The 25,039-nt window shown below is 63.7% G+C and carries 11 protein-coding genes; 7 read left to right on the top strand and 4 right to left on the bottom strand.

Annotated elements, in window-relative coordinates:
- Window positions 1-36 precede the first annotated feature (36 nt).
- Window positions 37-12,933: a non-ribosomal peptide synthetase gene (locus TX24_RS04780; RefSeq protein WP_057709797.1), complete on the bottom strand. Its 12,897-nt coding sequence runs from the start codon at window positions 12,931-12,933 to the stop codon at window positions 37-39.
- Between the two features lie 51 nt (window positions 12,934-12,984).
- Window positions 12,985-13,737 (bottom strand): thioesterase II family protein, encoded by a 753-nt coding sequence (locus tag TX24_RS04775; protein WP_003192866.1) that lies wholly within the window; start codon window positions 13,735-13,737, stop codon window positions 12,985-12,987.
- A 301-nt stretch (window positions 13,738-14,038) separates the two neighbouring features.
- Between TX24_RS04775 and TX24_RS04770 the strand changes: the two genes are divergently transcribed.
- A complete protein-coding gene (locus TX24_RS04770) occupies window positions 14,039-14,590 on the top strand; it encodes an RNA polymerase factor sigma-70 (RefSeq protein WP_003192867.1) in 552 nt (183 codons plus the stop codon).
- A 526-nt stretch (window positions 14,591-15,116) separates the two neighbouring features.
- Here TX24_RS04770 and TX24_RS04765 read toward each other — a convergent pair.
- Together TX24_RS04765 and TX24_RS04760 are read right to left on the bottom strand one after the other, a co-directional pair.
- Window positions 15,117-15,905, bottom strand: a complete 789-nt coding sequence (locus tag TX24_RS04765; RefSeq protein WP_057709796.1) for a substrate-binding periplasmic protein — start codon at window positions 15,903-15,905, stop codon at window positions 15,117-15,119.
- A 92-nt stretch (window positions 15,906-15,997) separates the two neighbouring features.
- Window positions 15,998-16,621, bottom strand: a complete 624-nt coding sequence (locus TX24_RS04760) for a TetR/AcrR family transcriptional regulator (protein WP_034136096.1) — start codon at window positions 16,619-16,621, stop codon at window positions 15,998-16,000.
- 150 nt (window positions 16,622-16,771) lie between these two features.
- On the opposite strand from TX24_RS04760, the gene TX24_RS04755 reads away from it, so the two are divergent.
- The 6 genes from TX24_RS04755 (at window position 16,772) to TX24_RS04730 (ending at window position 25,030) form a co-directional block, all read left to right on the top strand.
- Window positions 16,772-18,550 carry an acyclic terpene utilization AtuA family protein gene (locus tag TX24_RS04755; RefSeq protein ID WP_057709795.1) on the top strand — a complete coding sequence of 593 codons (1,779 nt, stop codon included), beginning with the start codon at window positions 16,772-16,774 and terminating at the stop codon, window positions 18,548-18,550.
- A 12-nt stretch (window positions 18,551-18,562) separates the two neighbouring features.
- Window positions 18,563-19,435: an SDR family oxidoreductase gene (locus TX24_RS04750; RefSeq protein ID WP_057709794.1), complete on the top strand. Its 873-nt coding sequence runs from the start codon at window positions 18,563-18,565 to the stop codon at window positions 19,433-19,435.
- A 4-nt stretch (window positions 19,436-19,439) separates the two neighbouring features.
- Window positions 19,440-21,053 (top strand): geranyl-CoA carboxylase subunit beta, encoded by a 1,614-nt coding sequence (atuC, locus tag TX24_RS04745; RefSeq protein WP_057709793.1) that lies wholly within the window; start codon window positions 19,440-19,442, stop codon window positions 21,051-21,053.
- A 68-nt stretch (window positions 21,054-21,121) separates the two neighbouring features.
- Window positions 21,122-22,279, top strand: a complete 1,158-nt coding sequence (gene atuD / locus TX24_RS04740) for a citronellyl-CoA dehydrogenase (protein WP_032895979.1) — start codon at window positions 21,122-21,124, stop codon at window positions 22,277-22,279.
- Window positions 22,276-23,037, top strand: a complete 762-nt coding sequence (locus TX24_RS04735) for an enoyl-CoA hydratase/isomerase family protein (RefSeq protein ID WP_057709792.1) — start codon at window positions 22,276-22,278, stop codon at window positions 23,035-23,037. The genes atuD and TX24_RS04735 overlap by 4 nt, the downstream gene beginning before the upstream one ends.
- A gap of 109 nt (window positions 23,038-23,146) precedes the next feature.
- On the top strand, window positions 23,147-25,030 hold the full coding sequence (locus TX24_RS04730; protein WP_057709791.1) for an acetyl/propionyl/methylcrotonyl-CoA carboxylase subunit alpha: 1,884 nt from the start codon (window positions 23,147-23,149) through the stop codon (window positions 25,028-25,030).
- Window positions 25,031-25,039 lie beyond the last annotated feature (9 nt).

The raw sequence follows: 25,039 nt of genomic DNA, 5'->3' as shown, positions 1-25,039 counted from the left end.
GCGCTACCCGACCAACGGGTAGCGCCCACTCAAGCCTTAAAGCCCCTCCAACTCCGCCATCAAATCACTCAACCGATCCACCTTCTCGGCACTGATCTCATTGCCCGCCAACCCGTCGATATACGCGGCCAACTCCGCCACGGTGCTGCACTCGAACATCGCCCGCAATGGCACGTCGCGCTGCAACGTTTTTTGCACCCGCGAAGCGATCTGCGTAGCCAGCAGCGAGTGCCCGCCCAGTTCGAAGAAATTGTCCTGCACCCCGACCCGTTCGACCTTCAGCACCTCGGCCCAGATACCCGCCAACGTGGTTTCCAGTTCAGTGCGCGGCGCCACATAGTCCTGATTGTGCAACTGGCCGATCTCCAGGGTCGGCAAGGCCTTGCGGTCGAGTTTGCCGTTGGCATTCAGGGGCAGGCTTTCAAGCCATAGCCAATGCAGCGGCACCATGTATTCGGGCAGTTCGGTACGCAGGCGTTGCTTGATGCGCTCCAGGTGTTCGCTCGGGTCCAGCGTGGCGTCGGCGACCACCAGATAGCCGACCAGATGCTTGCCATTAGCCCCCTCTTGCACACCCACCGCCGCATCACGCACCTGCGGTTGTTCATGCAGGCGCGCTTCGATTTCACCCAGTTCGATGCGGTAGCCGCGAATCTTCACCTGGTGGTCGATACGCCCGACATACTCCAGCACCCCATCGCTGCGACGCCGTGCCAGGTCGCCGGTACGGTAGAGCCGCTCGCCAGGCGCGCCAAAGGGGTTGGGTACAAACACCTGGGCGGTGCGCAGCGGATCGCTGACGTAGCCGCGACCGACGCCGGTGCCGGCGACGCACAACTCACCGACCGCGCCTTGGGGCACCAACTCCAAGGCGCCATCGAGCAGGTACAAGCGGTTGTTGTCGGTCGGCGTACCAATCGGCAGGTAAGTACCACGGGTGGAGGCCAGATCGACGCGAAAGAACGCCACATCATCGGAGCATTCCGCCGGGCCGTAGGCATTCACCAAGCCGATCTGCGGGTAACGCAGCAGCCACTGATGGGCCAACTCCGGCGGCATGGCCTCCCCGGTCGGCAACATCCAGCGCAGGCCGTCGAGGCTGATACGCTCCTGGGCCAGCATGCCCTGAATCAGCGATGGCACACTCTCCAGCACGGTGATGCCCTGTGCTTGAACGTGGGCCAGAAGCCCTTGCGGATCATGGGCAATGGCAGGCGGCACGATGTCCACCCGCGCACCAAACAGCGGCGCGGCGAGGAACTGCCACACAGAAATATCGAAGCTTTGCGACGCGGTCTGGGCGATCACATCGGCATCGCTCAAGTTCAGGTACGGCACCTTGCTCAACTGGTTGTTGAGCATGCCACGCTGTTCGACCATCACGCCCTTGGGCAAGCCAGTGGAACCCGAGGTATAGATCACGTAGGCAAGGTTGTCCGGGCCGCTGTAGACACCTGGGTTTTCGCCACGGGCGGGGATTTCCTCCCACACCAGCAACTGGCAGTCGAAGCCTTCAAGCAGTTCGATGGCCTGTTCCCGGCACGCTTCGGTGCACACTAGCAACGGTGTGCGGCTCAGGTCGATGATGCGGCTCAGGCGCGGGCCAGGCAGCCCTGGGTCCAGCGGCAGGTAACCGGCACCGGCCTTGAAGCTGCCGATGATCATGCCGAGCAAGTCCAACCCACGTTCAGCCAGCAACGCCACCGGTTGGTCCAGGCCCACACCGGCCGCAAGCAACGCGTGGCCCAGGCCGTTACTGCGGCGGTTCAGCTCGTCGTAGCTCCATTGCTGGTCGAGGCAACTGGCGACGATACGCTGCGGATGCTCTGCCACCTGGGCCTCGAACAGCTCGATGTAGCTCGTCTCCAGCGGATAGGCCTGCTCACTCTGATTACAGCCCGCCACCAGGAACTCACGCTCCTGCTCGCCGATCAGCGCCAGCTCGGCCATGTCGCCATGGAAGCCCTGCACCAGCGCCAGCAACAGGCGTTTGAACTCAGCGAGCATGCCTTGCACGGTGCTTTCGTCGAAATAACGCTGGTCGTAGGACAGGTGCAAACCGAGGTCATCCCCCGGATAGCACACGGCAGTCAGCGGGAAGTTGGTGTGGGTACGCCCGGAATCCGAGGTGGCGTTCAAGCTTTGCGCTCGGTCCAGCACCGAGACTTCCACTGGTGCGTTCTCGAACACGAACAGGCTGTCGAACAGCGGCTGGCCCTTGGGCAATTCGCTGTGTTCCTGGATCGTCACCAACGGCAGGTATTCGTACTCGCGCAGTTGCATATTGCTGTCGAGCAAGGCGCTCAACCACTGGCGCACGCTGCACGTCTGGCCGTCCTCGGGCAGTTTTACCCGCAACGCGATGCTGTTGATAAACAGGCCGACGGTGCGTTGCATCTCAGGCATGTCCACCGGGCGACCCGCCACCGTGACGCCGAACAGCACATCGCGATCACCGCTCAAACGCCGCAGCACCAGGGCCCACGCCGCTTGGGCGAAGGTGTTGACGGTAAGCTGATGCGCCTGGGCCAGTTCGCGCAGTTGCGCACCGTCGCGGGCATCCAGGCGGGTGTAGCAGTCGCCCACCACCATGCCGCCGCTGCCACCGGCGTGTTCGCGCAGGAACGGGCGGTCGCTCGGGATCGGCGTGGCGCGCTCGAAGCCTTGCAAGTTTTGCTGCCACCACTGGCGCGCTTCGTTGAGGTTCTGGCGTTGCAGCCAGGCAATGTAGTCACGATAGCGCGGCGGCATCGCCAGTTGCGCATCGCGGCCTTCGCCCAGGGCCGTGTATATGTCGAAGAAGTCATTCATCAGCAGCGAACGGCACCAGGCATCGATCAGGATGTGGTGGTTGCTCATCATGAACCAGTAGCGCGCCTCACCCACGCGAATCAGGCGCAAGTGGAAAGGCGCTTGGTTGAGCAGGTCAAAACCGGCTTCGCGCTCGGCCTTGAGCAAGGCTTGCAGGCGCGGCTCCTGCTCATCCTGCGGGGCGGCGCTCCAGTCCAGGTATTCAATCGGCGTGCTGCCGGGCTTGTGGATCACTTGCAGCATGTCTTCGCCGACGTTCCAACAGAACGAGGCGCGCAAGGCTTCGTGGCGGGCGATCACCGCTTGCCAGGCCTGGGCGAAACGCTCCGGGTCCAGGGCGCTGTTGATGCGGTAGCGGTCCTGCATGTAATACAGGCCGGTGCCGGGCTCCAGCAGGGTATGCAGCAGCAAGCCCTCCTGCATCGGGGTCAGCGGGTAAACGTCTTCGATGGCGCTGGCCGGGACCGGCAAGGCGTCCAGTTGCACCTGGGTCAGGTGTGCCAGGGGGAAGTCGGACGGCGTGAGGCCGCCGGCATCATCCTGCAGGCAATGGGCGATAAGGCTGTGCAATTCGGCCAGGTAAGCCTCGGCCAGATCGCGAATCACCTGTTGATCATGACGCTCACGGCTGAACGTCCAACGCAGCACCAGCTCGCCGCCGTAGACCTGGCTGTCGATGCTCAGTTCATTGGGCAACGGCGCATCCGGGTCATGGGCCAGACCGGCGGTTTCCTCCAGCGGATGGAACAACGCGTCAGCGCCGAAACTCTGGTCGAACTGGCCCAGGTAGTTGAAGGTGATCTGCGCGCTCGGCAAGGCGGCCATGCTCTGTTTGCACAGGTCATCGGCCAGGTAACGCAGCACGCCATAACCCAAGCCTTTATGGGGCACACCACGCAGTTGCTCCTTGATCGCCTTGATCGAGTCGCCCTGCTCGGCCTGCGGCGTCAGGCGCAACGGATAGGCACTGGTGAACCAGCCCACGCTGCGAGTCAGGTCGATGTCATCGAACAAGGTTTCGCGGCCATGGCCTTCCAGCTGGATCAGTGCCGAGGCCTGCCCGCTCCAGCGGCACAGTACGCGGGCCAGGGCGGTCAGCAACAGGTCGTTGACCTGGGTGCGATAGGCACTCGGCGCCTGTTGCAGCAACTGCCGGGTGCGCTCGGCATCCAGGCGCACGCTGACCGTTTCGGCATCGCTATTGCGCCGTGCGCCTTGGGGACGCTGCACCGGCAAGGCCACGGCCGGGCCAGCCAATTGCGCTTGCCACAGGCTCAACTCTTCGCGCAAGGACTCACTGTGGGCATAGGCTTGCAAGCGCGCAGCCCAATCGCGCAGTGCGCTGGTCTTGGCCGGCAGGCTGACGGACTGGCCTTCACTGAGTTGGCGATAAACGTTTTGCAGGTCTTCCAGCAGGACGCGCCACGACACGCCGTCCACCACCAGGTGATGGATGGCGATCAGCAAGCGCTGCTGGCCTTGCGGCCCGTCCACCAGCAAGGCGCGCAACAGCGGCCCCTGTGCCAGGTCGAGGCTGCGCTGGGTGTCGGTGAACAACGCCGTGCACGCCTGCATGTCGCGCACCTGCGCCTGCAGCAGCACGCCACCTTCCGGCACGCCCAAGTGCTCGGCATGCCATTGCGCGCCACGCGGGGTAAAGCTCAAGCGCAGCGCGTCGTGGTGTTCCAGCACGGCCAGCAGCGCTTGCTCCAGGCGATGGGCATCGAGCAGTTGCAGTGGCTTGAGCACCAACGCCTGGTTCCAGTGCTGGCGAGCCGGGATGTCGGTGTCGAAGAACCAGTGCTGGATCGGCGTGAGGCCCGAAGGACCGGTCAGCAGCCCTTGCTCGGCGATGACGCGCTCCGAGCGGGTCGCCACGGCCGCCAGGCTTTGTACAGTCTGGTGCTGGAACAGGTCACGGGGACTGAAATGAATCCCGGCCTGGCGCGCACGGCTCACCACCTGGATCGACAGGATCGAGTCGCCGCCCAGTTCAAAGAAATTATCGTCGAGGCCGACTTGCTCCACGTTCAGCACCGCGCACCAGATGGCGGCCAGGCTGTGTTCCAGCTCACTGCGAGGGGCCACGTAGGCTTGGCGATTGGCCTCTGGGTCCGGCTCCGGCAAGGCGCGGCGGTCGAGCTTGCCGTTGGCGGTGAGTGGCATGCTTTGAAGTACGATCAGATGCGCGGGCACCATGTAGTCCGGCAGTTGCGCCTTGAGGTGCGCCTTCAACGCGTCGCGCAAGGCGGCGTGCTCGGCATCGCTGACCAGGTACGCCACCAGCTGTTTGCCGCTCGGCGCATCCAGGGCCAGCACCACTGCTTCGCGTACAGCTTCATGTTCGAGCAAGCGTGTTTCGATTTCGCCCAGTTCGATGCGGAAACCGCGAATCTTCACCTGATGGTCGATGCGCCCCAGGTACTCCACCAGGCCATCGGCGCGTTGGCGCACCAGGTCGCCGGTACGATATAAACGCCCGCCCTCGATGGCAAACGGATCCGCGACAAAACGCTCCGCCGTCATCCCCGGACGCTGGTGATAACCCTGAGCCAGGCCGGCGCCACCGATGTACAGCTCACCGCTGGCGCCTTGGGGCACCAGCGCCAAGTCGGCGTCGAGAATGTAGGACACGCGCTCGCCGACGATGCTGCCGATCGGCACACTGCCGGCCCCCTCCTCCAACTGCTCGGGCGCCAGGCTGGCCAGGGGCATCACCACGGTTTCGGTGGGGCCGTAGGCGTTGAAGAATAGCTGGGGCATGAATGCCGCACGGATGCGGTGCAAGTGTTCGCCGGTCAAGGCTTCGCCACCGGTGATGCACATGCGCACCGGCAGCGTCTGTTGCTGGGTCGCCAGCCACTGCGCCAGCTGGCTGCCGTAGCTAGGGGTAAAACCGAGCACATTGATGCGATGGGTACGGATCAGCGCGCAGATTTCTTCGGCATCCCACTGGCCCTGGGCGCGCAATACCACCCGCGCCCCGCACAGCAGCGGCACCAGCAAACGCTCGGTGGCAGCGTCAAAGTTGATCGAATAAAAGTGCAGCTCGCAGTCATCCGGGCGCATGTCAAAGCGCTCGATCACCGCTTGGCAGTGCATGGCGATCTCACCGTGGGACACCACCACGCCCTTGGGCTTGCCCGTAGAGCCCGAGGTGTAGATGAGGTATGCCTGGTGTTGCGCCAGACTCACGAACGGCAGCGCCTCGGCGGGGTAATTGACCAGCACCGGCGAGTCATCCTCCAGGCACCAGCACGCCACCGTCGCCGGCAATTCACCCAGGGCTTCGAACAGGGCCGCATCACTGAGCAGCAGGCCGATGCCACTGTCTTCGATCATGTAATGCAAGCGGTCCAGCGGGTATTCCGGGTCCAGCGGCACGTAGGCGCCGCCGGCCTTGAGGATCGCCAGCAAACCGATGACCATTTCCAGCGAACGCGGCAGCGCCAGGCCCACGCGCACCTGCGGGCCCACCCCACGCTCGCGTAGCATCCAGGCCAGGCGGTTGGCGCGCTCATCCAGTTGTGCATACGTGAGGGTCACACCGGCAAAGGTCAGCGCCGGGGCATCCGGCCGCTGGCTGGCCTGCTGGCTGAACAGCTGATGGATGCACTGGTCGAGGCGATGCGCGCCCTTCTCCACCCCCAGGCTGTCTTGCAAGGCGCGTTGCTCATCCGCGCTCAGCAACGGCAATTCGCTGAGGCGCTGGCCGGGATCGGCGATCAACGCTTCGAGCAGGTTGCACCAATGCGCGGCCATGCGTGCAATGCGCGGCTCGTCGAACAGGTCGGTGCTGTAGGTCAGGCAGCAACCCAGGCGATGGTCGAGGTCGGTGACTTCCAGGTTGAGGTCGAACTTGGTCGCCCGCGCATCGTTGGCCAGGTACTCCACGGTCATGCCGGCCAGTTGGCGGCTTTGCTGGAATTCCCAGCGCTGCACGTTGCACATCACCTGGAACAACGGGTTGTACGCCGCGCTGCGCGGTGGTTGCAGAGCTTCCACCAGGTGGTCGAACGGCAGGTCCTGATGGGACTGGCCTTCGATCACGGTATGGCGCACCTGCTCAAACAACTCGCTGACCTGCATCTGCCCAGTGAGCTGGCAACGCAGCACCTGGGTATTGAGGAACGCGCCAATCAAGCCTTCGCTTTCCGGGCGGATACGGTTGGCCACGGGCGCGCCGATACGCAGGTCGGTCTGGCCGCTGTAGCGGTAGAGCAACACCGCCAGGGTCGCGGTCATGGTCATGAACAGCGTGAGGCCCTGTTGCGCGTTGAAGGCACGCACACGGGCGGCCAGCTCATCGCTCAAATCAAAGCGGTACAGCTCGCCCCGGTGGCTTTGCACCGGTGGGCGTGGACGGTCGCCGGGCAGTTCCAGCAACGGGTGTTCGTTGCCCAGTTGCGCGGTCCAGTAGTCCAGCTGGCGCTGGCGCTCACCGGCTTCCATCCACCGGCGTTGCCACACGCTGTAGTCGAGGTACTGCACCGGCAACGCGGGCAGCGGCGAGTCGCGCTCGTCGATAAAGGCTTCATACAGGGCGCTGAGTTCACGGGCAAAGATGTCCATGGCCCAGCCTTCGGTGACGATATGGTGCAGGGTCAGCACCAGGTAATGCTCTTGCTCGCCAGCCTTGACCACGCAGGCGCGCAACAGCGGCCCGGTTTCCAGGTTGAACGGCGTGTGCGCCTCGACATCGGCCAGTTGCTGCAAACGCTGCTGGCGCTGCAGCTCATCCAATGCGCAGAAGTCCTGCCAGCCCATGCGCACAGTGGTCTGCGCCGAGACCTTCTGACAGGCCACACCGTCAACGCTTGGGAAAGTGGTGCGCAGGGTTTCATGACGCATGATCAAGGCTTGCAAGGCTGCCTCGAAACGCCCCACATCCAGTACCCCGCGCAGGCGCGCCATGCCGCCGACGTTATAGGCCGGGCTGTCCGGTTCCATCTGCCAGAGGAACCACATGCGCTGCTGGGAATAGGACAAGGGGACCGGCTGGCTGCGGTCGACTTTGGCGATGGCAGTCTGTTGGTTGCGCTGGCCCGCCGCCTGGATCAGCCCGACCTGCTCGGCAAAATCGCCCAGCTCGCTGGCTTCGAACAGGGTGCGCAGCGGCAGCTCGACGTCACAGGTCTGGCGGGTGCGAGAGATGATTTGCGTGGCCAGCAACGAGTGCCCGCCCAGTGCGAAAAAGTCATCGCGCAGGCCGATGCGTGGCAGGCCCAGCACCTCGCGCCAGATCGCGGCGATTTGCAGCTGCAAGACTGTGTGCGGTTCGACGTGTTCGCGGGTTTGCCATACCGGCTCTGGCAAGGCGCGCCGGTCGAGCTTGCCACTGGGGCTCAGGGGCATGGCATCCAGGCGCATCAGCAGCGCAGGCACCATGTACTCCGGCAACTCGGCGGCCAGGGCGGTTTTGACCGTTTGCTCATCCAGTTCGGTGTCGGCGGTGTAGTAGCCGATCAACTGGGCATCACGCACCAGCACCACGGCTTGGGCGATGCCTGCGAGGGCCAGCAGGCGCGCTTCGATTTCTTCCGGTTCCACACGGAAACCGCGCAGCTTGACCTGCTGATCGAGGCGCCCGAGGTATTCGAGGACGCCATCGGCGTTCCAGCGCGCACGGTCACCGGTGCGATACAACCGAGTGCCCGCCGCGCCCAACGGGTCGGCGACAAAACGTTCGGCCGTCAGCCCGGCACGGCCCAGGTAACCCCGCGCCAGGCCGATACCGCCGATGCACAGTTCGCCCGGCACACCGGCCGGCAGCGGGTTGAGCTGCTCGTCCAGTACGCGGCAAATCACATTGCCCAATGGCCGGCCAATCGGCGAGCGCTCGCCATCCGAGGCAGCGCACTGCCAATGGGTGACGTTGATTGCAGTTTCGGTCGGGCCATAGCGGTTGTGTAATTGCACCGCTGGCAAGCGCGCCAGTACGCGGTTACGCAACTCGGCAGGCAAGGCTTCGCCGCCGGAAAACAGCCGACGCAGGCTGGTGCATTCGGCCACCAGCGGCTCGTCGATAAACAGCTGCAAAAGCGGCGGCACGAAGTGCAGCGTGGTCACCCCATGTTCCTGCACAAGCTGCGCGATACGGTGCGGGTCGCGATGTTCGCCCGGCCCGGCCAATACCAGGCGGCAGCCGGTAATCAATGGCCAGAAGCATTCCCACACCGACACGTCGAAACTGATCGGCGCCTTTTGCATCAGCACATCGGTTTCGTTCAGTTGATAGGTGGCCTGCATCCACTGCAAACGCTCGGCCAGGGCGCCGTGGGTGTTGCCCACGCCTTTGGGTTGGCCGGTGGATCCGGAGGTGTAGATCACGTAGGCGAGGTTATCGCCGTGCAGGTGCAAGCCTGGCGCCTGGGTCGGCCAGCTGTCGAGGTGCAGACTGTCCATGGCAATCACGCACACGCCTTCGGCGCTGGGCAGTTGGGGGAGCAAGGCGGTCTGGGTGAGCAGCAGCTGCACGCCGCTGTCCTTGAGCATGTAGGCCAGGCGCTCGGCGGGGTAATCCGGGTCCAGCGGCACGTAGGCGCCACCGGCCCTGATGATGGCGAGCAGGCCGATCAGCAATTGCGGCGAACGCTCGGCGGCGATGGCCACGCACACGTCCGGGCCCACGCCTTTGTCGCGCAGGTAATGGGCCAGGCGGTTGGCCTGGGTGTGCAGTTGGGCGAAGGTCAGGCTGCCGTCCTGCCAGACCAGCGCGGTGGCGTCCGACGTCTGTTGGCTGAGCAGCTCGGGCAGCCAGTGCCGGGCCGGCGCGCAGGGGGCTTCGCTCCAGGGTTGCTGTTCGTCGGCCTGCATCAATGGCAGGTCGCCGATGGCGTGTTGTGGTTGCGCGCACACAGCTTTAAGTAGATGGATGAACTGCTCGGCCAGACGCTGGATGGTCGCAGGTTCGAACAGCTCATCGGCGTAGTCGAACGACAGGCTCAAGCGCCCATTGCGGTCTTCTTCGCTGTGCAGTTGCAGGTCGAACTTGGCTTCGCGGCTGTGCCAGGGCAATTCATCGGCCAGCAGGCCCGGCAGGCGGCGCAAGGCACTGAGGTCCCGTTGCTGGTGGTTGAACATGACCTGGAACAGGCCCTGTTCGCGGGCCTGGGGGAAGGCTTCCAGCAGTTGTTCGAAGGGCAGGTCCTGATGGGCCTGGGCGGCCAATGTGGTCTCGCGAGTGGCGGCCAACAGCTGGTTGAACGGCAGGCGCCCGTCCAGCTCGGCGCGCAGCACCAGGGTGTTGATAAAGAAGCCGATCAGGCCCTGGGTTTCATGGCGTGGGCGGTTGGCATTGGGCACGCCGATACGGATATCGCGCTGGCCACTGTAGCGATAGAGCAAGGTCTGGAACGTCGCCAGCAGCAGCATGAACGGCGTCGAGTCATGGGCCTGGGCGGTCTGGCGGATCGCCGCACTGAGGCGCGCATCCAGGCGCTGGCTATGGCGCGCGGCGCTGTGCCGATGCTGGGCGGCACGCGGATGATCGGTGGCCAGGTTCAGGGCCGGATGCTCGTCACCCAACTGCGCTTTCCAGTACGTCAGCTGTCGCTGGCCCTCGCCTTCGGCCAGCCATTGGCGCTGCCAGCTGCCGTAGTCGGCGTATTGCAAGGCCAGCGGCGGCAGCTCCAGGGACTGGCCTTGGGCGGCAGCGGCGTACAGGCGCGAGAACTCGTCGATCAGGATATTCAGCGACCAACCGTCGGCAATGATGTGGTGCAAAGTCACCAGCAGTTGGTGCTCTTCATCGCCCAGGCGTACCAGGGTAACCCGCAGCAAGGGGCCTTTTTCCAGGTCGAACGGACTGCGTGCCTGGTCTTCGCGGACCCGTTGCGCACGGGCTTCGCGTTCGGTGTTGGGCAGGTCGCTGAGATCGATGATCGGCAGTTCGAAATCCGCCGTTGCCTCGACACGCTGAAACGCCTGGCCGTCGCGCTCGTAGAAGCGCGTGCGCAGGGCTTCGTGACGCTGGATCAGTTGCTGGAAGCTGTGACGCAGCGCGTCTTCATCCAGCTCGCCGCGCAGGTGCAAGGCGCCGGGAATGGTGTAGGCGCTGCTGTGAGGGTCCAATTGCCAGGTGATCCACAGGCGGTTCTGTGCCAGGGATTGGGGCAGGTCTTCTTGACGTGACAGCGCGTGTATTGCGCCTTGGGCCACGCCGCCGTCCTGTTGCAGGTGCGCCACAGCCGCAGCAAAGGCCGCGAGTGTCGGCGCTTCGAACAGCAGGCGTAGGTTCAGCTCCAGCCCGAGGCTTTCGCGCAGGCGCGCGACCACTTGGGTCGCGGTGATGGAGTTGCCGCCCAGCAAGAAAAAGTGATCGTCGCCCGCCACATGAGCCAGTTGCAGTTGCTCGCACCAGATCGCCGCAATCTGCTGTTGCAGGTCCGATTCCAGCGCCACTTCGCTCGCCGGCCCCTGCTGCCCGGGGAACTGCGCGTAGCTGTCGAGGCTGCCATCGGCATGCCGAAGCGCACAGGCCGCACGCTGCACTTTGCCGCTGGAGGTCTTCGGCAAGGCGCCGGGGTTGAGCAGCACCACCACGCTCGGGGCTTGCTGGCAGGCCTCGGCCACGGCTTGGCGGATCGCCTTGATCAGCGCTTCGGGCGGCAGTATTTTCTGCACGCTGCGGCTGATTTCCGCGGCGATGCCGATGCCTTCCAGGCCCTGGTCATTGACCGCAAACGCGGCAACCCGGCCCTTGCGCACCACTTCCACTTCGCGCTCGATGGTCTGCTCGATGTCCTGGGGGTAGAGGTTGTGGCCGCGCACGATAAGCAGGTCTTTCAGGCGCCCGGTGATGTACACCTCACCGTCGCGAATAAAGCCCAGGTCGCCAGTGCGCAACCAGGTGCGGCCAGCATGCTGGACAAAGGTCTTGGCGCTGGCTTCAGGGTTGCGCCAGTAGCCGTGGGCGATGCTCGGGCCGGTGGCCCAGAGTTCGCCGACGCACTGGTCGGGCAGCTCGGTGAGAATGTGCGGGTCGGCGATCAACACGGCGTGGTCCGGTTGGCTGGTGCCGCAACTCATGATCGCGCTGCCCTGCCCCGGTTCGGCGCGGTTGGCGGCCAGCGCCTGCTCGTCCATGCGCATCGCGGGAATGCCACGGCCACGGATGCCTCCCGCGACAAACAGGGTGGCTTCGGCCAGGCCGTAGGAGGCGAAGAAATTATTCGGGGTGAAACCACAGGCCGCAAATTTTTCCGCGAAGCGTTCCAGGGTGTCGAGGCGGATCGGTTCGGAACCCGAATAGGCCACGCGCCAGCGGCTCAAATCCAGGCGCTCCAGGGCCGACTCGCTGACCCGTTCGCTGCACAGGCGGTAGGCGAAATCCGGGCCACCGCTGATGGTGCCGCCGTATTCGCTGATCGCCTCCAGCCAGCGCAAAGGTCGGCCAAGGAAGTAGGCCGGCGACATCAACACGCAGGGCACGCCGCTGAAAATCGGTTGCAGCAGGCCGCCGATCAGGCCCATGTCGTGGTACAGCGGCAACCAACTGACGATCACGTCGTCGGGGTTGAGGTCGATGCCAAAACCACGGCGGATCAGCACTTCGTTGGCCACCAGGTTGCCGTGGCTGACTTGCACGCCTTTGGGCAATGCGGTGGAGCCGGAGGTGTATTGCAGGAAGGCGATGTCGTCGACCTTGAGGTCGGGCTCGACCCACTGGTCGGCCAACTGCGCCTCCAGGGTGTCGACGCTCAACACCGTGGGCGCATTTTCAATCTGCGCCAGGCCCTCGCTGAGGCTGGCAATGGTCAACAGCAGGCGCGGCTCGGCATCACTGATGATCGACAGCAGACGCTCCTGGTGATGACGGCGCGTGGATTCCGGCGGATACGCCGGCACCGCGATCACCCCGGCGTACAGGCAACCAAAGAACGCCGCCACATAGTCCGGCCCACTGGGGAACAGCAACACCGCACGCTCGCCCAGGCCAGCGTTGGCTTGCAGGGCGGCGGCGATGGTGCGGGCGCGTTGGTCGAGGTCGCGATAACTGAGCACCACACTGTGCTCGGCGCTCTCGGCGAGGAAGCGCAAGGCGACTTGGTCCGGCGTCTGCGCAGCACGCTGTTGAAGGGACTGGACCAGGGTGCGGGGGAGTTCGAAGGCGTCCATCATGGGGTTCCTGCCTGAAATCGGCTTACGGGAAATTCGGGAAATCGGTGGGGTTCAGCCGGCGGCGAGCTGCCGCGCCGCGCCAATGCGCCAGCGCGCCAGGTGCTCGTCGGCATAGCGACGCACACAGCGCAGCACGGCGCTTTCTTGCTGCACGAGGAAGAAGTGATGGCCGTCAAACATGTCCAGGGAAAACCCACTGGCGGCGTCGAGTTGCCAGTCGAGCAACTGGTCGGCACGCACGCTGTCCTGCTTGCCACCGAACACGTGGATCGGCAGCGCCAGGGGCTGGCGCTCGCCATAGGTGAAACTGCCGCACAGCAGGAAATCGGCGCGCAGGATCGGCAACATCAGTTGCATCAACTCGGGGTTGGCCAGGGCTTCCTCGGCGGTGCCTTGTAACTCACGAAGGCGGGCGATGAGTTGGGCATCGGTCTTTTCGACGGCGTACTCGCTCACATCACGACGCGCCGGGCCCGCCGTGCCGGACGCGAACAACGCCAGCGGCGCAGGCAGATTGCGTGCGTTTAAAGCGTGGGCCAATTCAAACGCCAACAGCCCGCCAAGGCTGTGGCCGAACAAGGCATAGGGGCCATCGAGATCACGGCTGATCTCTTCAGCAAGCTGCGCGGCCAAGGCCTTGATATCGCGCTGCAACGGCTCGTCCATGCGCATGCCGCGCCCCGGCAATTCCAGCGGGCACACCTGCAGCCAGTCCGGCAGAACCCGGCGCCAGCGCGCATAGACCGAGGCGCTGGCGCCTGAATGGGGCAGGCAAAACAGGCGCAGCCGCAGGGGCGTACTCATCGCGCGAGGACTCCAAACTGAAACACGCTGAATGCACGATAAAAACCCATCTGGTCCTCCTGCGGGTGCTGATCCTTGGCCGTTGTACTAACGAACCTGTCACCCATGAGAACGGACGGAGCCAGCAAATAATTAGTCGCCGGGGGCGAGCGAGACGTGGTTCACACCTTTGCCCAAGGCATAAGATTAGTTCGTCTTCTCATTTGACAATCATTATCATTCAGCATAATTTGTTGCCCGATGTGTAGGAGGCCTCAGCAGGGATGCCCTCCCCTAACCTATTAGCAACAAGGTGATTTCCATGACGGAACCAGTATCCACAGGCAGGTGCGATTCACCCCTTCTCCAGGCATTCGTCGACAATCGGCTGATCCTGGTGAAGATCGCGGCCCGCATCACCGGGTGCCGCTCCCGCGCCGAAGACGTGGTGCAAGACGCCTACTTTCGGCTGCAGTCGGCACCGACCATCACCTCATCGTTCAAGGCTCAACTGAGTTATCTGTTCCAGATCGTGCGAAACCTGGCGATCGATCACTATCGCAAGCAGGCGCTGGAGCTCAAATATTCCGGGACCGAAGAGGAAGGCTTGAATGTGGTTATTCACGGCGCTTCACCGGAAACCTCGCACATCAATTTCAACACCCTGGAAAACATCGCCGACGCCCTGACGGAGTTGCCACAGCGCACCCGCTACGCGTTCGAGATGTACCGCTTGCATGGCGTGCCGCAAAAAGACATCGCCAAGGAGCTTGGGGTGTCTCCGACCTTGGTGAACTTCATGATTCGCGATGCGCTGGTGCATTGCCGCAAGGTGTCGGGCAGTCATAGCGATACGTTTGCGCGGCGGGTTTGAGCACAGCGAGGACATTCTGGGTAAGGGCCCACGGTAACCACGATGCGAAGCGAGTCGCTCTTGATCTGCTTTTGATCTTGATCTCAGGCGCCCCGTTAAACCACGCTGGCCGAACGCAGGCTTGAATTCGTGGGTAACCCGGCAGGACGCCGGGTTAGCCGCCCCGCGCCATGGATGGCGCGTGGCGGCGGCCCACGGATTCAAGCCTGTGTTCGGGCACACCGAGCCTAAGCGAGGTGCCGAGTGGTGGGGCAAGAGCCTTTTGCTTACTTTTGGCTGGGCCGGCATTCCGGCTCCTTTCAAAAGTGAGCCGCTGTCAGAGCGGAACCCTAAGTGGCCGTTACCGCAGGAATGGATATGTACACAATCCAACTGTGTCGCCTGTCAGGCCGCCTTCGCGAGCAAGCCCGCACAGTTGGATTGTGGGGTGTCAGGTAGATAGGTGTCGGCTGGCAGGCCATCATCGCAGGCAAGCCAGCTCCCACAGTTGACCCCACTGAGCCCAAAGGAGCTTATTTACTGCGATCTAGGGCAGTGGCGTCACATCAATACGATACGGCTCAAAAATCCTCAGCATCTGCCCACTGCTGCGTAGCCCCTTGAGCAACGCCGAAAACGCCTCCCCCGTGATCGGTGCCTTTGGCCGCAGCAACGCGTAGTGGTGATACACCTGATCAATACGCTCCGACACCAAAAACTGCCCCGCCATGTCCGCGTTGCGCACCATGAAATCACTCAGGTACGAACGGGTAACCAACGCAATATCCGCACGCCCACGGGCGACCATCAGCAAGTTGCTGTCGTGGGAATAGGTCAACGTGGCGTTGTAGTGCTCGGCCATGTTCTTGGGATCAGGATTGAAGTCAGCAAAGGCATAGTGATACCCACTGAACACCGCCAGACGTTTACCGGTAAGGTCAGAAAAATAACTCTGGTCGCGCCCGGGCTGACGCTGAGCGACAAAAATCTCCGCATCTTCGAGCCCCATATCAACACTGGTATGGGCAATATTCTGCCAACCCCAGGACGGGTTTTCGAAGATCGCCATGTCGACCCGGCCTTGCTCGAAGTCACGAAAACGCCGGGGGATCGAGGTAGGCACCACCACAAACTGGTAATCGGGTTGCGCAGCGTTCAACGCCTCGACCAATTGCGGCAGCAACCCGGTGTCGGCGCCTTGTTCGGGGCGAACGGTATAGGGCGGAAAGTGCGCCGCGCCGATTCTCACCAACTGCGCGGCACCGGCCTGCGTCCACGCGGCGGTGCCCAGTGCCCATAAAGTCAGTCCTGCAGCCAGCCGCCATGGCGAAAACATCGAGGCACACACCGTTGAAGAGTTCAATGCCGATAAGCTAGGCGTTTTTACCGGGGGAGACAACTTTCGCCAGCAAATTAATGGCTTGCGCCTCAGTCCGCCTTCAGCACCATCAACAAGGCCTCTTCGGCCAACTCTTCAAGGGTCAGGCTGCCTTGGGCGCGAAACCAGGTGGTGGTCCAGGACAAGGCGCCGGTGAGGAAGCGCCGGGTGATAAACACATCGCCCCGGATGTAGCCAGCGGCCTTGGCCTCGCCCAGTACCTGCAACCAGATCTGCTCATACACGTCACGCAGGGCCAGCACGTGCGCCTGGCCTTCGGCCGACAGCGAGCGCCATTCGTAGACCAGCACCGCCATGGCTTCGCCACTGCCGCCCATGATCGACTGCAACTCGCAGCGGATCAGCGCCAGCACGCGTTCGCGCACGGTGCTCGCCTCCTCCAGTGAAGCGCGCATCATCGCGGTGTTGTAATGGATGGTTTCCTCCATCACCGCGCGCAGGATCTCATCCTTGCTCTTGAAGTGATGGAAGATGCTGCCGGACTGGATGCCCACGGCGCCGGCCAGGTCACGCACGGTGGTGCGCTCGAAACCCTTGTTGCGAAACAGATGAGCCGCGGTTTGCAGCAATTTGCCGCGGGCGCTCTCGGGGTCGGTCAATTGGCCACCATCGACCATGGTGCGCATCACCCTCAGGGCTTTGTGCTCATCCATGTTGCTCTCCTTCACCTCTACTGTCATGGCCGGCAATTTAGGCCGTGACCGCCACCCAAGCAAGCGCTTGGGTAAAACTTGTGACTGGAGTTTACAAACCAAGCGCTTGCTTGGTAGTCTCGACGCCAGCCCTTGGAGGAAGGATTTCTCATGAGCAAGACGGTACGTATCGGCTGCGCCAGCGCCTTCTGGGGCGACACCTGCACCGCCGCCGCCCAATTGGTGCAGGGCGGCGCCCTGGATTACCTGGTGTTCGATTACCTGGCGGAAGTCACCATGTCGATCCTCGCCGGTGCCCGCCTGAAAGACCCCAAGGCCGGTTACGCCACGGACTTTGTCGAGGTGCTGACGCCCCTGCTGGCGGATATCCAGCGCCAAGGCATCCGGGTGATCAGCAACGCCGGCGGCACCAACCCCCAGGCCTGCGCCGCTGCCCTGCAAGCGGCCTGCGATAACGCGCACATCCCGCTGAAAATCGCCGTGTTGCTCGGCGATGACTTGCACCCTCAACTCAAACAGCTGCCGCCTGTCACCGACATGTTCAACGGCGCCCCACTGCCGCCCCTGTGCGTGTCCGCCAATGCCTACCTCGGCGCACCGGGCATTGCCCAGGCCCTGGGGCTCGGCGCCGATATTGTCATCACCGGCCGCGTGGTCGACAGCGCAGTGGTCAGCGCGGCATTGGTGCATGAATTCAACTGGTCGTGGCAGGACTACGATCACCTCGCCCAGGCCGCCCTGGCCGGGCATATCATCGAATGCGGCGCCCAATGCACCGGTGGTAACTTCACCGACTGGCGTGACGTGCCGGACTACGAACACATTGGTTTCCCCATCGTCGAAGTCAGCGCCGACGGCCAGTTCACCGTCAACAAGGTCGAGGGCAGCGGCGGCCTGATCAGCGAACTCAGCGTGGCTGAACAACTGCTGTATGAAATCGGTGACCCGCGCGCCTATGTGCTGCCGGATGTGATCTGTGATTTCAGCCAGGTCAAACTGCAGCAACAAGGCAAACATGCGGTGCGCCTGCACGGCGCCAAGGGCCTGCCACCCACCGACCAGTACAAGGTCAGCGCCACCTACCCCGATGGTTTTCGCTGTACCGCCAGTTGCCTGATCGCCGGCATCGACGCGGTGGCCAAGGCCGAGCGGGTCAGCCAGGCGCTCATCAACAAGACCTCGGAGCTGTTCAGCCAGCGCGGCTGGGCACCCTACACCGACGTCAACATCGAACTGCTCGGCAGCGAGGCCACCTACGGCGCCCACGCCCGGCGTGCGGATTGCCGCGAAGTGGTGGTGAAGCTGGCGGTGCGGCACCCGAACAAGCAGGCGCTGGCGCTGTTCGCCCGCGAGATCGCCCAGGCGGCCACCGGCATGGCACCGGGGCTGACCGGCATTGTCGGCGGGCGGCCGACGGTGTATCCGCTGATTCGGCTGTTTTCGTTCCTGGTCGACAAATCATTGTGTAGCGTCGCCATCGAGTACCAAGGCCAACGTTATGCCGTCGAGCTGCCCGCCTCCGCGCCTCTGCTCACGCCGGCTGCGCCCATCGAGCCGGCCAAGCCCCTGGGCCGTGCCGATGCCAGCGTACCGCTGGTGAAACTCGCCGTGGCGCGCTCTGGTGACAAGGGCAACCACAGCAATATCGGGGTGATCGCCCGCCACCCCGACTACCTGCCGTGGATCGCCGAAGCCCTGACCCCGGAGGTGATCGTCGACTGGATGGACCACGTGCTCGACCCGATCCATGGCCGCGTCGAACGCTGGTACTTGCCCGGCAGCCACAGCCTCAACTTCCTGCTGGAAAACGCCCTGGGCGGCGGCGGCATCGCCAGCCTGCGCATAGATCCCCAAGGCAAGGCTTTCGCCCAGCAACTGCTGGAAATCCCCATCGCCGTACCGCAACACATTGCCGATCAACTCAGCTAAAGGACCGTTGCCGTGGCCTTCGACTCGATCTTCAAAGCCGACCTGTTCCAGGGGCACACCCTGATCGTCACCGGTGGCGGCAGTGGCATTGGCCGCTGCACCGCCCATGAACTGGCGGCGCTTGGCGCCCGCGTGATCCTGGTGGGGCGCAAGCCGGACAAGTTGCAACAGGTAGCCCAGGAAATTACCCAAGACGGCGGCGTCGCCCATTGGCAGGCCTGTGACATCCGCGATGAAGAGGCGGTGAAGGCACTGGTCACGCAAGTTCTGCACGACCACGGCCCCATTCATGGCCTGGTGAATAACGCCGGCGGCCAATACCCGTCGCCCCTGGCCGCGATCAACCAGAAGGGCTTTGAAACCGTACTGCGCACCAACCTGGTGGGCGGTTTCCTGATGGCACGGGAAGTGTTCAACCAGTCGATGAGCAAGCACGGCGGCGCAATCGTCAACATGCTCGCCGACATGTGGTGCGGCATGCCCGGCATGGGCCACTCCGGCGCGGCGCGCTCCGGCATGGACAACTTCACCAAGACCGCCGCGTTTGAGTGGGGCTATGCCGGGGTGCGCGTCAACGCCGTGGCGCCTGGCTGGATCGCCTCCAGCGGCATGGACACCTACGAAGGCGCCTTCAAGGCGGTGATTCCCACCCTGCGTGAGCATGTACCGCTCAAGCGCATCGGCACCGAGTCGGAAGTCAGCGCGGCCATCGTCTTCCTGCTCAGCCCGGCTGCGGCCTTCATCAGCGGCAGCACCCTGCGCATCGACGGCGCCGCCAGCCTGGGTAGCCGCGCATGGCCGCTGCACAAGGCGCAGGTACCGAGCGAGCCGTTCAATGGGTTCCACCGCGCCTACCTGCCGGATGTGCTCAAGGCGGAGCAATAACGCCATGCCAGTCATTGAAACCCTGATCGACCCCAACAGCCCAGCGTTCGCGCAAAACCGCGAAGCCATGCTGGCGTCCATCGCCCAGTTGCGCCAACTGGAACACACCCTGCTGGCCAAGGCCCAGGAAGCCAAGCCCAAGTTCGACAAGCGCGGGCAATTGCTGCCCCGTGAGCGCCTCAATCTGCTGCTGGACCCCGGCGCGCCGTTCCTGGAGCTGGCCAGCCTGGCCGGCTACAAGCTCCACGACGACAAAGACGGCAGCGCCGCTGGTGGCGGGCTGATCGCCGGCATCGGTTACGTCAGCGGCGTGCGCATGCTGGTGGTGGCCAACAACAGCGCGATCAAAGGCGGCACCATTTCCCCCTCCGGGCTGAAGAAATCCCTGCGCCTGCAACAGATCGCCATGGAGAACAAATTGCCGGTGGTGACTCTCGCCGAAAGCGGCGGCGCCAACCTCAACTACGCCGCCGAGATTTTCGTCGAAGGCGCACGCAGTTTTGCCAACCAGGCGCGCATGTCGGCCATGGGCTTGCCGCAGATCACCGTGGTACACGGCTCGGCCACGGCCGGCGGTGCGTATCAGCCGGGCTTGTCGGATTACGTGGTGGTGGTGCGCGGCAAGGCCAAGCTGTTTCTCGCCGGGCCACCGTTGCTCAAGGCCGCCACTGGCGAAGTCGCCACCGATGAAGAACTGGGGGGCGCGCAGATGCACGCGCAAACCGCCGGCACCGCTGAGTACCTGGCCCAGAACGATGCCGATGGCGTGCGCATCGTGCGTGAGATTGTGGGCCTACTGCCTTGGAATGACCGCTTGCCGCACGCGCCCCAACGCGCCTATCGCGAACCGCTGTACGCGATTGAAGAGCTGTTGGGGCTGATTCCCGATGACCCGAAAAAGCCCTATGACGTGCGCGAGATCCTGGCGCGCCTGGCCGACGGTTCCAACCTGCTGGAATTCAAAGGCGAGTTCGACCCCCACACCGTCTGCGCCCATCTGCATATCCAGGGGCGCGCCGTGGGCGTGATCGGCAATAACGGCCCCATCACCCCAAAGGGCGCGAGCAAGGCCGCGCAGTTTATCCAGCTGTGCGACCAAAGCCGCACGCCGCTGCTGTTTTTGCACAACACCACCGGCTTTATGGTGGGCACCGAGTCGGAACAGCAAGGGGTGATCAAGCACGGCGCGAAGATGATCCAGGCGGTGGCCAATGCCCGTGTGCCTAAACTCACCATCGTGGTCGGTGGTTCCTACGGTGCCGGCAACTACGCAATGTGCGGTCGCGGCCTGGACCCCCGCTTTATCTTCGCCTGGCCCAACAGCCGCACCGCGGTGATGGGCGGCGCACAGGCCGGCAAAGTGCTGCGGATTGTCACCGAGGCCAAGCAACTCAAGGACGGCCTGGTGCCCGACCCCAAGGTGCTCGACATGCTCGAACAGGTCACCGCGCAGAAACTCGACAGCCAGTCCACCGCCCTCTACGCCAGCGCCAACCTGTGGGACGACGGGCTGATTGATCCACGGGACACCCGCACTTTGCTCGGTTTTTTGCTGGATATCTGTCACGAAGCCGAACGGCGGCAACTGCAACCCAACACCTTCGGCGTAGCGCGCTGATCGTTCCCACGCTCCGCGTGGTAACGCAGACCAGGACGCTCCGCGTCCCAACCGGGAGAACAATAAAAATGATCTTCACCCAGGAACACCAGGAACTGCGCCGCACCGTGCGCGCCTTCGTCGACCGCGAGATCAACCCGCACGTGGATGAATGGGAAAAAGCCGGGCGCTTTCCCATTCACGAGATCTTCCGCAAAGCCGGCGACCTCGGCCTGCTGGGCATTTCCAAACCGGAAAAATTCGGCGGCATGGGCCTGGACTACAGCTATTCCATCGTCGCCGCCGAAGAGTTCGGCACCATCCGTTGCGGCGGCATTCCCATGTCCATCGGCGTGCAGACTGATATGTGCACCCCGGCCCTGGCGCGCTTCGGCTCCGATGAACTGCGCGAGGAGTTCCTGCGCCCGGCCATCAGCGGCGAACAGGTCGGCTGCATCGGCGTCTCGGAAACCGGTGCCGGCTCCGATGTGGCCGGGCTCAAGACCCATGCGCGCAAGGATGGCGATGACTATGTGATCAACGGCAGCAAGATGTGGATCACCAATTCGCCCAGCGCCGACTTCATCTGCCTGCTGGCCAACACGTCCGACGACAAACCGCATATCAACAAGTCGCTGATCATGGTGCCGATGAACAGCCCCGGCATCAGCGTCAGCCCGCCGTTGGAAAAACTCGGCATGCACAGCTCCGAGACCGCCCAGGTGTTTTTCGACGGCGTGCGCGTGCCGCAACGCAACCGCATCGGCCATGAAGGCGCGGGCTTCATGATGCAGATGTTGCAGTTCCAGGAAGAACGCCTGTTCGGCGCGGCCAATATGATCAAGGGCCTGGAGCACTGCATCGATAGCACCATCGAATACTGCAAAGAGCGCCAGACCTTCGGCAAAGCGCTCATTGATAACCAGGTGATCCACTTTCGCCTGGCAGAACTGGCCACCGAAATCGAATGCCTGCGCGCCTTGGTCTACCAGGCCACCGAGCAGTACATCAAGGGCCAGGACGTCACGCGGCTGGCCTCCATGGCCAAGCTCAAGGCCGGGCGCCTGGGCCGTGAGGTCAGCGACAGTTGCCTGCAATATTGGGGCGGCATGGGCTTCATGTGGGACAACCCGGTAGCCCGCGCCTATCGCGACGTGCGCCTGGTGTCGATTGGCGGCGGTGCCGACGAAATCATGCTGGGCATCATCTGCAAACTGATGGGCACCCTGCCCGGTAAAAAGCCATGAATACCTTGCTGCTCGAAGCCCATAACGGCGTGCTGCACATCACCCTCAACCGCCCCGAATGTCGCAATGCGATGAGCCTTGAAATGGTCAATGAACTGCGTGCGGTACTGACGCAGTTGGACAGCCAGGTGCGCGCCGTGGTGATCAGCGGCGCGGGCGGGCACTTTTGCGCGGGGGCCGATGTGAAGGACCTGGCCGGCGCCGGGGGGCAGTTGCAAGCATTGAACCGCGCGTTTGGCACCTTGCTGCAAGAGGTTCAGGCGCTGGCGCAGGTGGTGATCGTGGTGCTGCAAGGCGCGGTACTGGGCGGTGGGTTCGGGCTGGCGTGCGTAAGTGATATTGCGATTGCAGCGGGCCAGGCGCAGTTCGGCTTGCCCGAGACCCGCCTCGGGTTGCTGCCGGCGCAGATTGCGCCGTTTGTGGTCAAGCGTATTGGCCTTACCCACACGCGGCGCCTGGCGCTGACGGCGGCGCGGTTTGATGGGGTGGAGGCTGGGCGGCTGGGGGTGGTGCATTTTGTCGAGCACGACTCGCAGGCATTGGCGCAGCGGGTGGATGAGGTATTGGGGCAGGTGTTGCAGTGTGCGCCGGGGGCGAACGCACGGACTAAAGCGCTGTTGCTGGCCAGCCTGGATGAGCCGCTTGAGACCGTGCTGGATCGCGGGGCGCAGTGGTTTGCCGAGGCGGTGAGGAGTGAGGAAGGGGTTGAGGGGACGCAGGCGTTTGTGCAGAAGCGAAAGCCGAGTTGGTCTCGATGACGCCATCGCAGGCAAGCCAGCTCCCACAGGGGAACACATTTCAAATGTGGGAGCTGGCTTGCCTGCGAAGAGGCCCCAACACACGCCACATTCATCAAGGGATAACCCAATGCCCGCATTCAGCAAGATCCTGATCGCCAACCGCGGCGAAATCGCCTGCCGCATCCAGCGCACTGCCCAGGCCCTGGGCTACCGCACCGTGGCCGTGTACAGCGACGCGGATACCGATGCCCTGCACGTGCAGATGGCCGACGAAGCCGTACACATCGGCCCGGCGCCCGTACACCAGTCCTACCTGAACACACAGGCCATCCTCGCCGCCGCCCAACTGACCGGCGCCGATGCCATTCACCCCGGCTACGGCTTCCTCTCGGAAAACCCCGACTTCGCCCGCGCCTGCCAGCAGGCCACGCTCACCTTCATCGGCCCCAGTGTCGAGGCGATCGAACTGATGGGCAGCAAACGCCTGTCCAAACTCGCCATGCTCGACGCCGGCGTGCCCTGCATCGCCGGCTATCAGGGCAGTGCCCAGGACGACGCCACCTTGCAACAGGAAGCCGAACGCATCGGCTTCCCGCTGATGATCAAAGCCAGCGCCGGTGGCGGTGGGCGTGGCATGCGCCTGGTGCACCAGCGCGAACAGCTGCTGGAGCAACTGCGCACCGCTCGCTCGGAAGCCATGAATGCATTCGGCAGCGACGAGCTGATCCTCGAACAGGCGCTGATCGACCCGCGACACGTGGAAGTGCAACTGTTCGGCGACAGCCATGGCAACCTCATCTACCTCGGCGAGCGCGACTGTTCGATCCAGCGCCGCCATCAGAAAGTCATCGAGGAAGCGCCCTGCCCCGTCATGACCGCCGATCTGCGCCAGGCCATGGGCGAAGCCGCGCTCAAGGCCGGGCGGGCGGTGAATTATGTGGGTGCCGGCACCGTGGAGTTTCTGCTCGACCGCAACGGCCAGTTCTATTTCCTGGAAATGAACACGCGCCTGCAAGTGGAACATCCCGTTACCGAGATGATCACCGGCCTCGACCTGGTGGACTGGCAGTTGCAGATCGCCGCCGGGCAAGCGCTGCCACTTACCCAATCACAGGTGACCCTGACCGGCCACGCCATGGAAGTGCGCCTGTACGCCGAAGACCCGGCCCAGGGCTTCCTGCCGCAAACCGGTGACGTGTTGCGCTGGGAACCCGCCCCCGGCGTGCGCATCGACCATGGCTTGCGTGAAGGCCAAACCATCAGCCCGTTCTACGACCCGATGCTGGGCAAGATCATCGCCCACGGCGCCAGCCGCGAAGAAGCCCGGCGCAAATTGCTGCGGGCCGTGGAAGACACGGTGTTACTCGGCGTGGCGACCAACCAGCGCTTGCTCATCGACCTGCTCAAGCACCCGGACTTTATCGCCGGCGACTTCAGCACGGGCTTGATCGCCGAACACTTCAGCGTCATCCCACAGCACAAAGCGACCGCTGAACAGCTCTCGCTGGCCGCCGCGCTGTTTTATCAACACAGCGCCAACCAGCACTCACACCCCCTCGCGCGCTGGCGCAACACGGCGAGTGCCCCGGTGACATACCGCCTGGAGATCAACGGCCAACTCCATAGCGTGACCATTGACGACCTGCCACTCACCACCGACGGTCGCCACGCCACCTTTGTCATCAAGGGGGTTCGCCGCCGCATCGCCTATCACCTGGACGGCAACCGGCTGTGGCTGCCAGGGCTGACCGTCATCGACCGCACCCAGCAAGTCGCCAGCCGCCCGGCCGACGCCAGCAGTGGCACGGTCCAGGCACCCATGGACGGCGCCATCGTCGATATACGGGTGTGCGTCGGTGAAAGCGTCAGCAAAGGCCAGCTTTTGCTGGTGCTCGAAGCGATGAAAATGGAGCACCCGTTGAAGGCCGGTATCGATGGCACGGTCAAGGAACTGCGGGTCGTGACGGGCGATCAGGTACGCAACCGCCAGGTTTTGCTCGAGATCGAATAACGCCCCTAG

This window comes from Pseudomonas lactis (assembly GCF_001439845.1).
GTDB lineage: Bacteria > Pseudomonadota > Gammaproteobacteria > Pseudomonadales > Pseudomonadaceae > Aquipseudomonas > Aquipseudomonas lactis.
The sequence above is the reverse complement of the archived record's forward strand: the minus strand, read 5'-3'. Positions and strand labels throughout refer to the sequence as shown.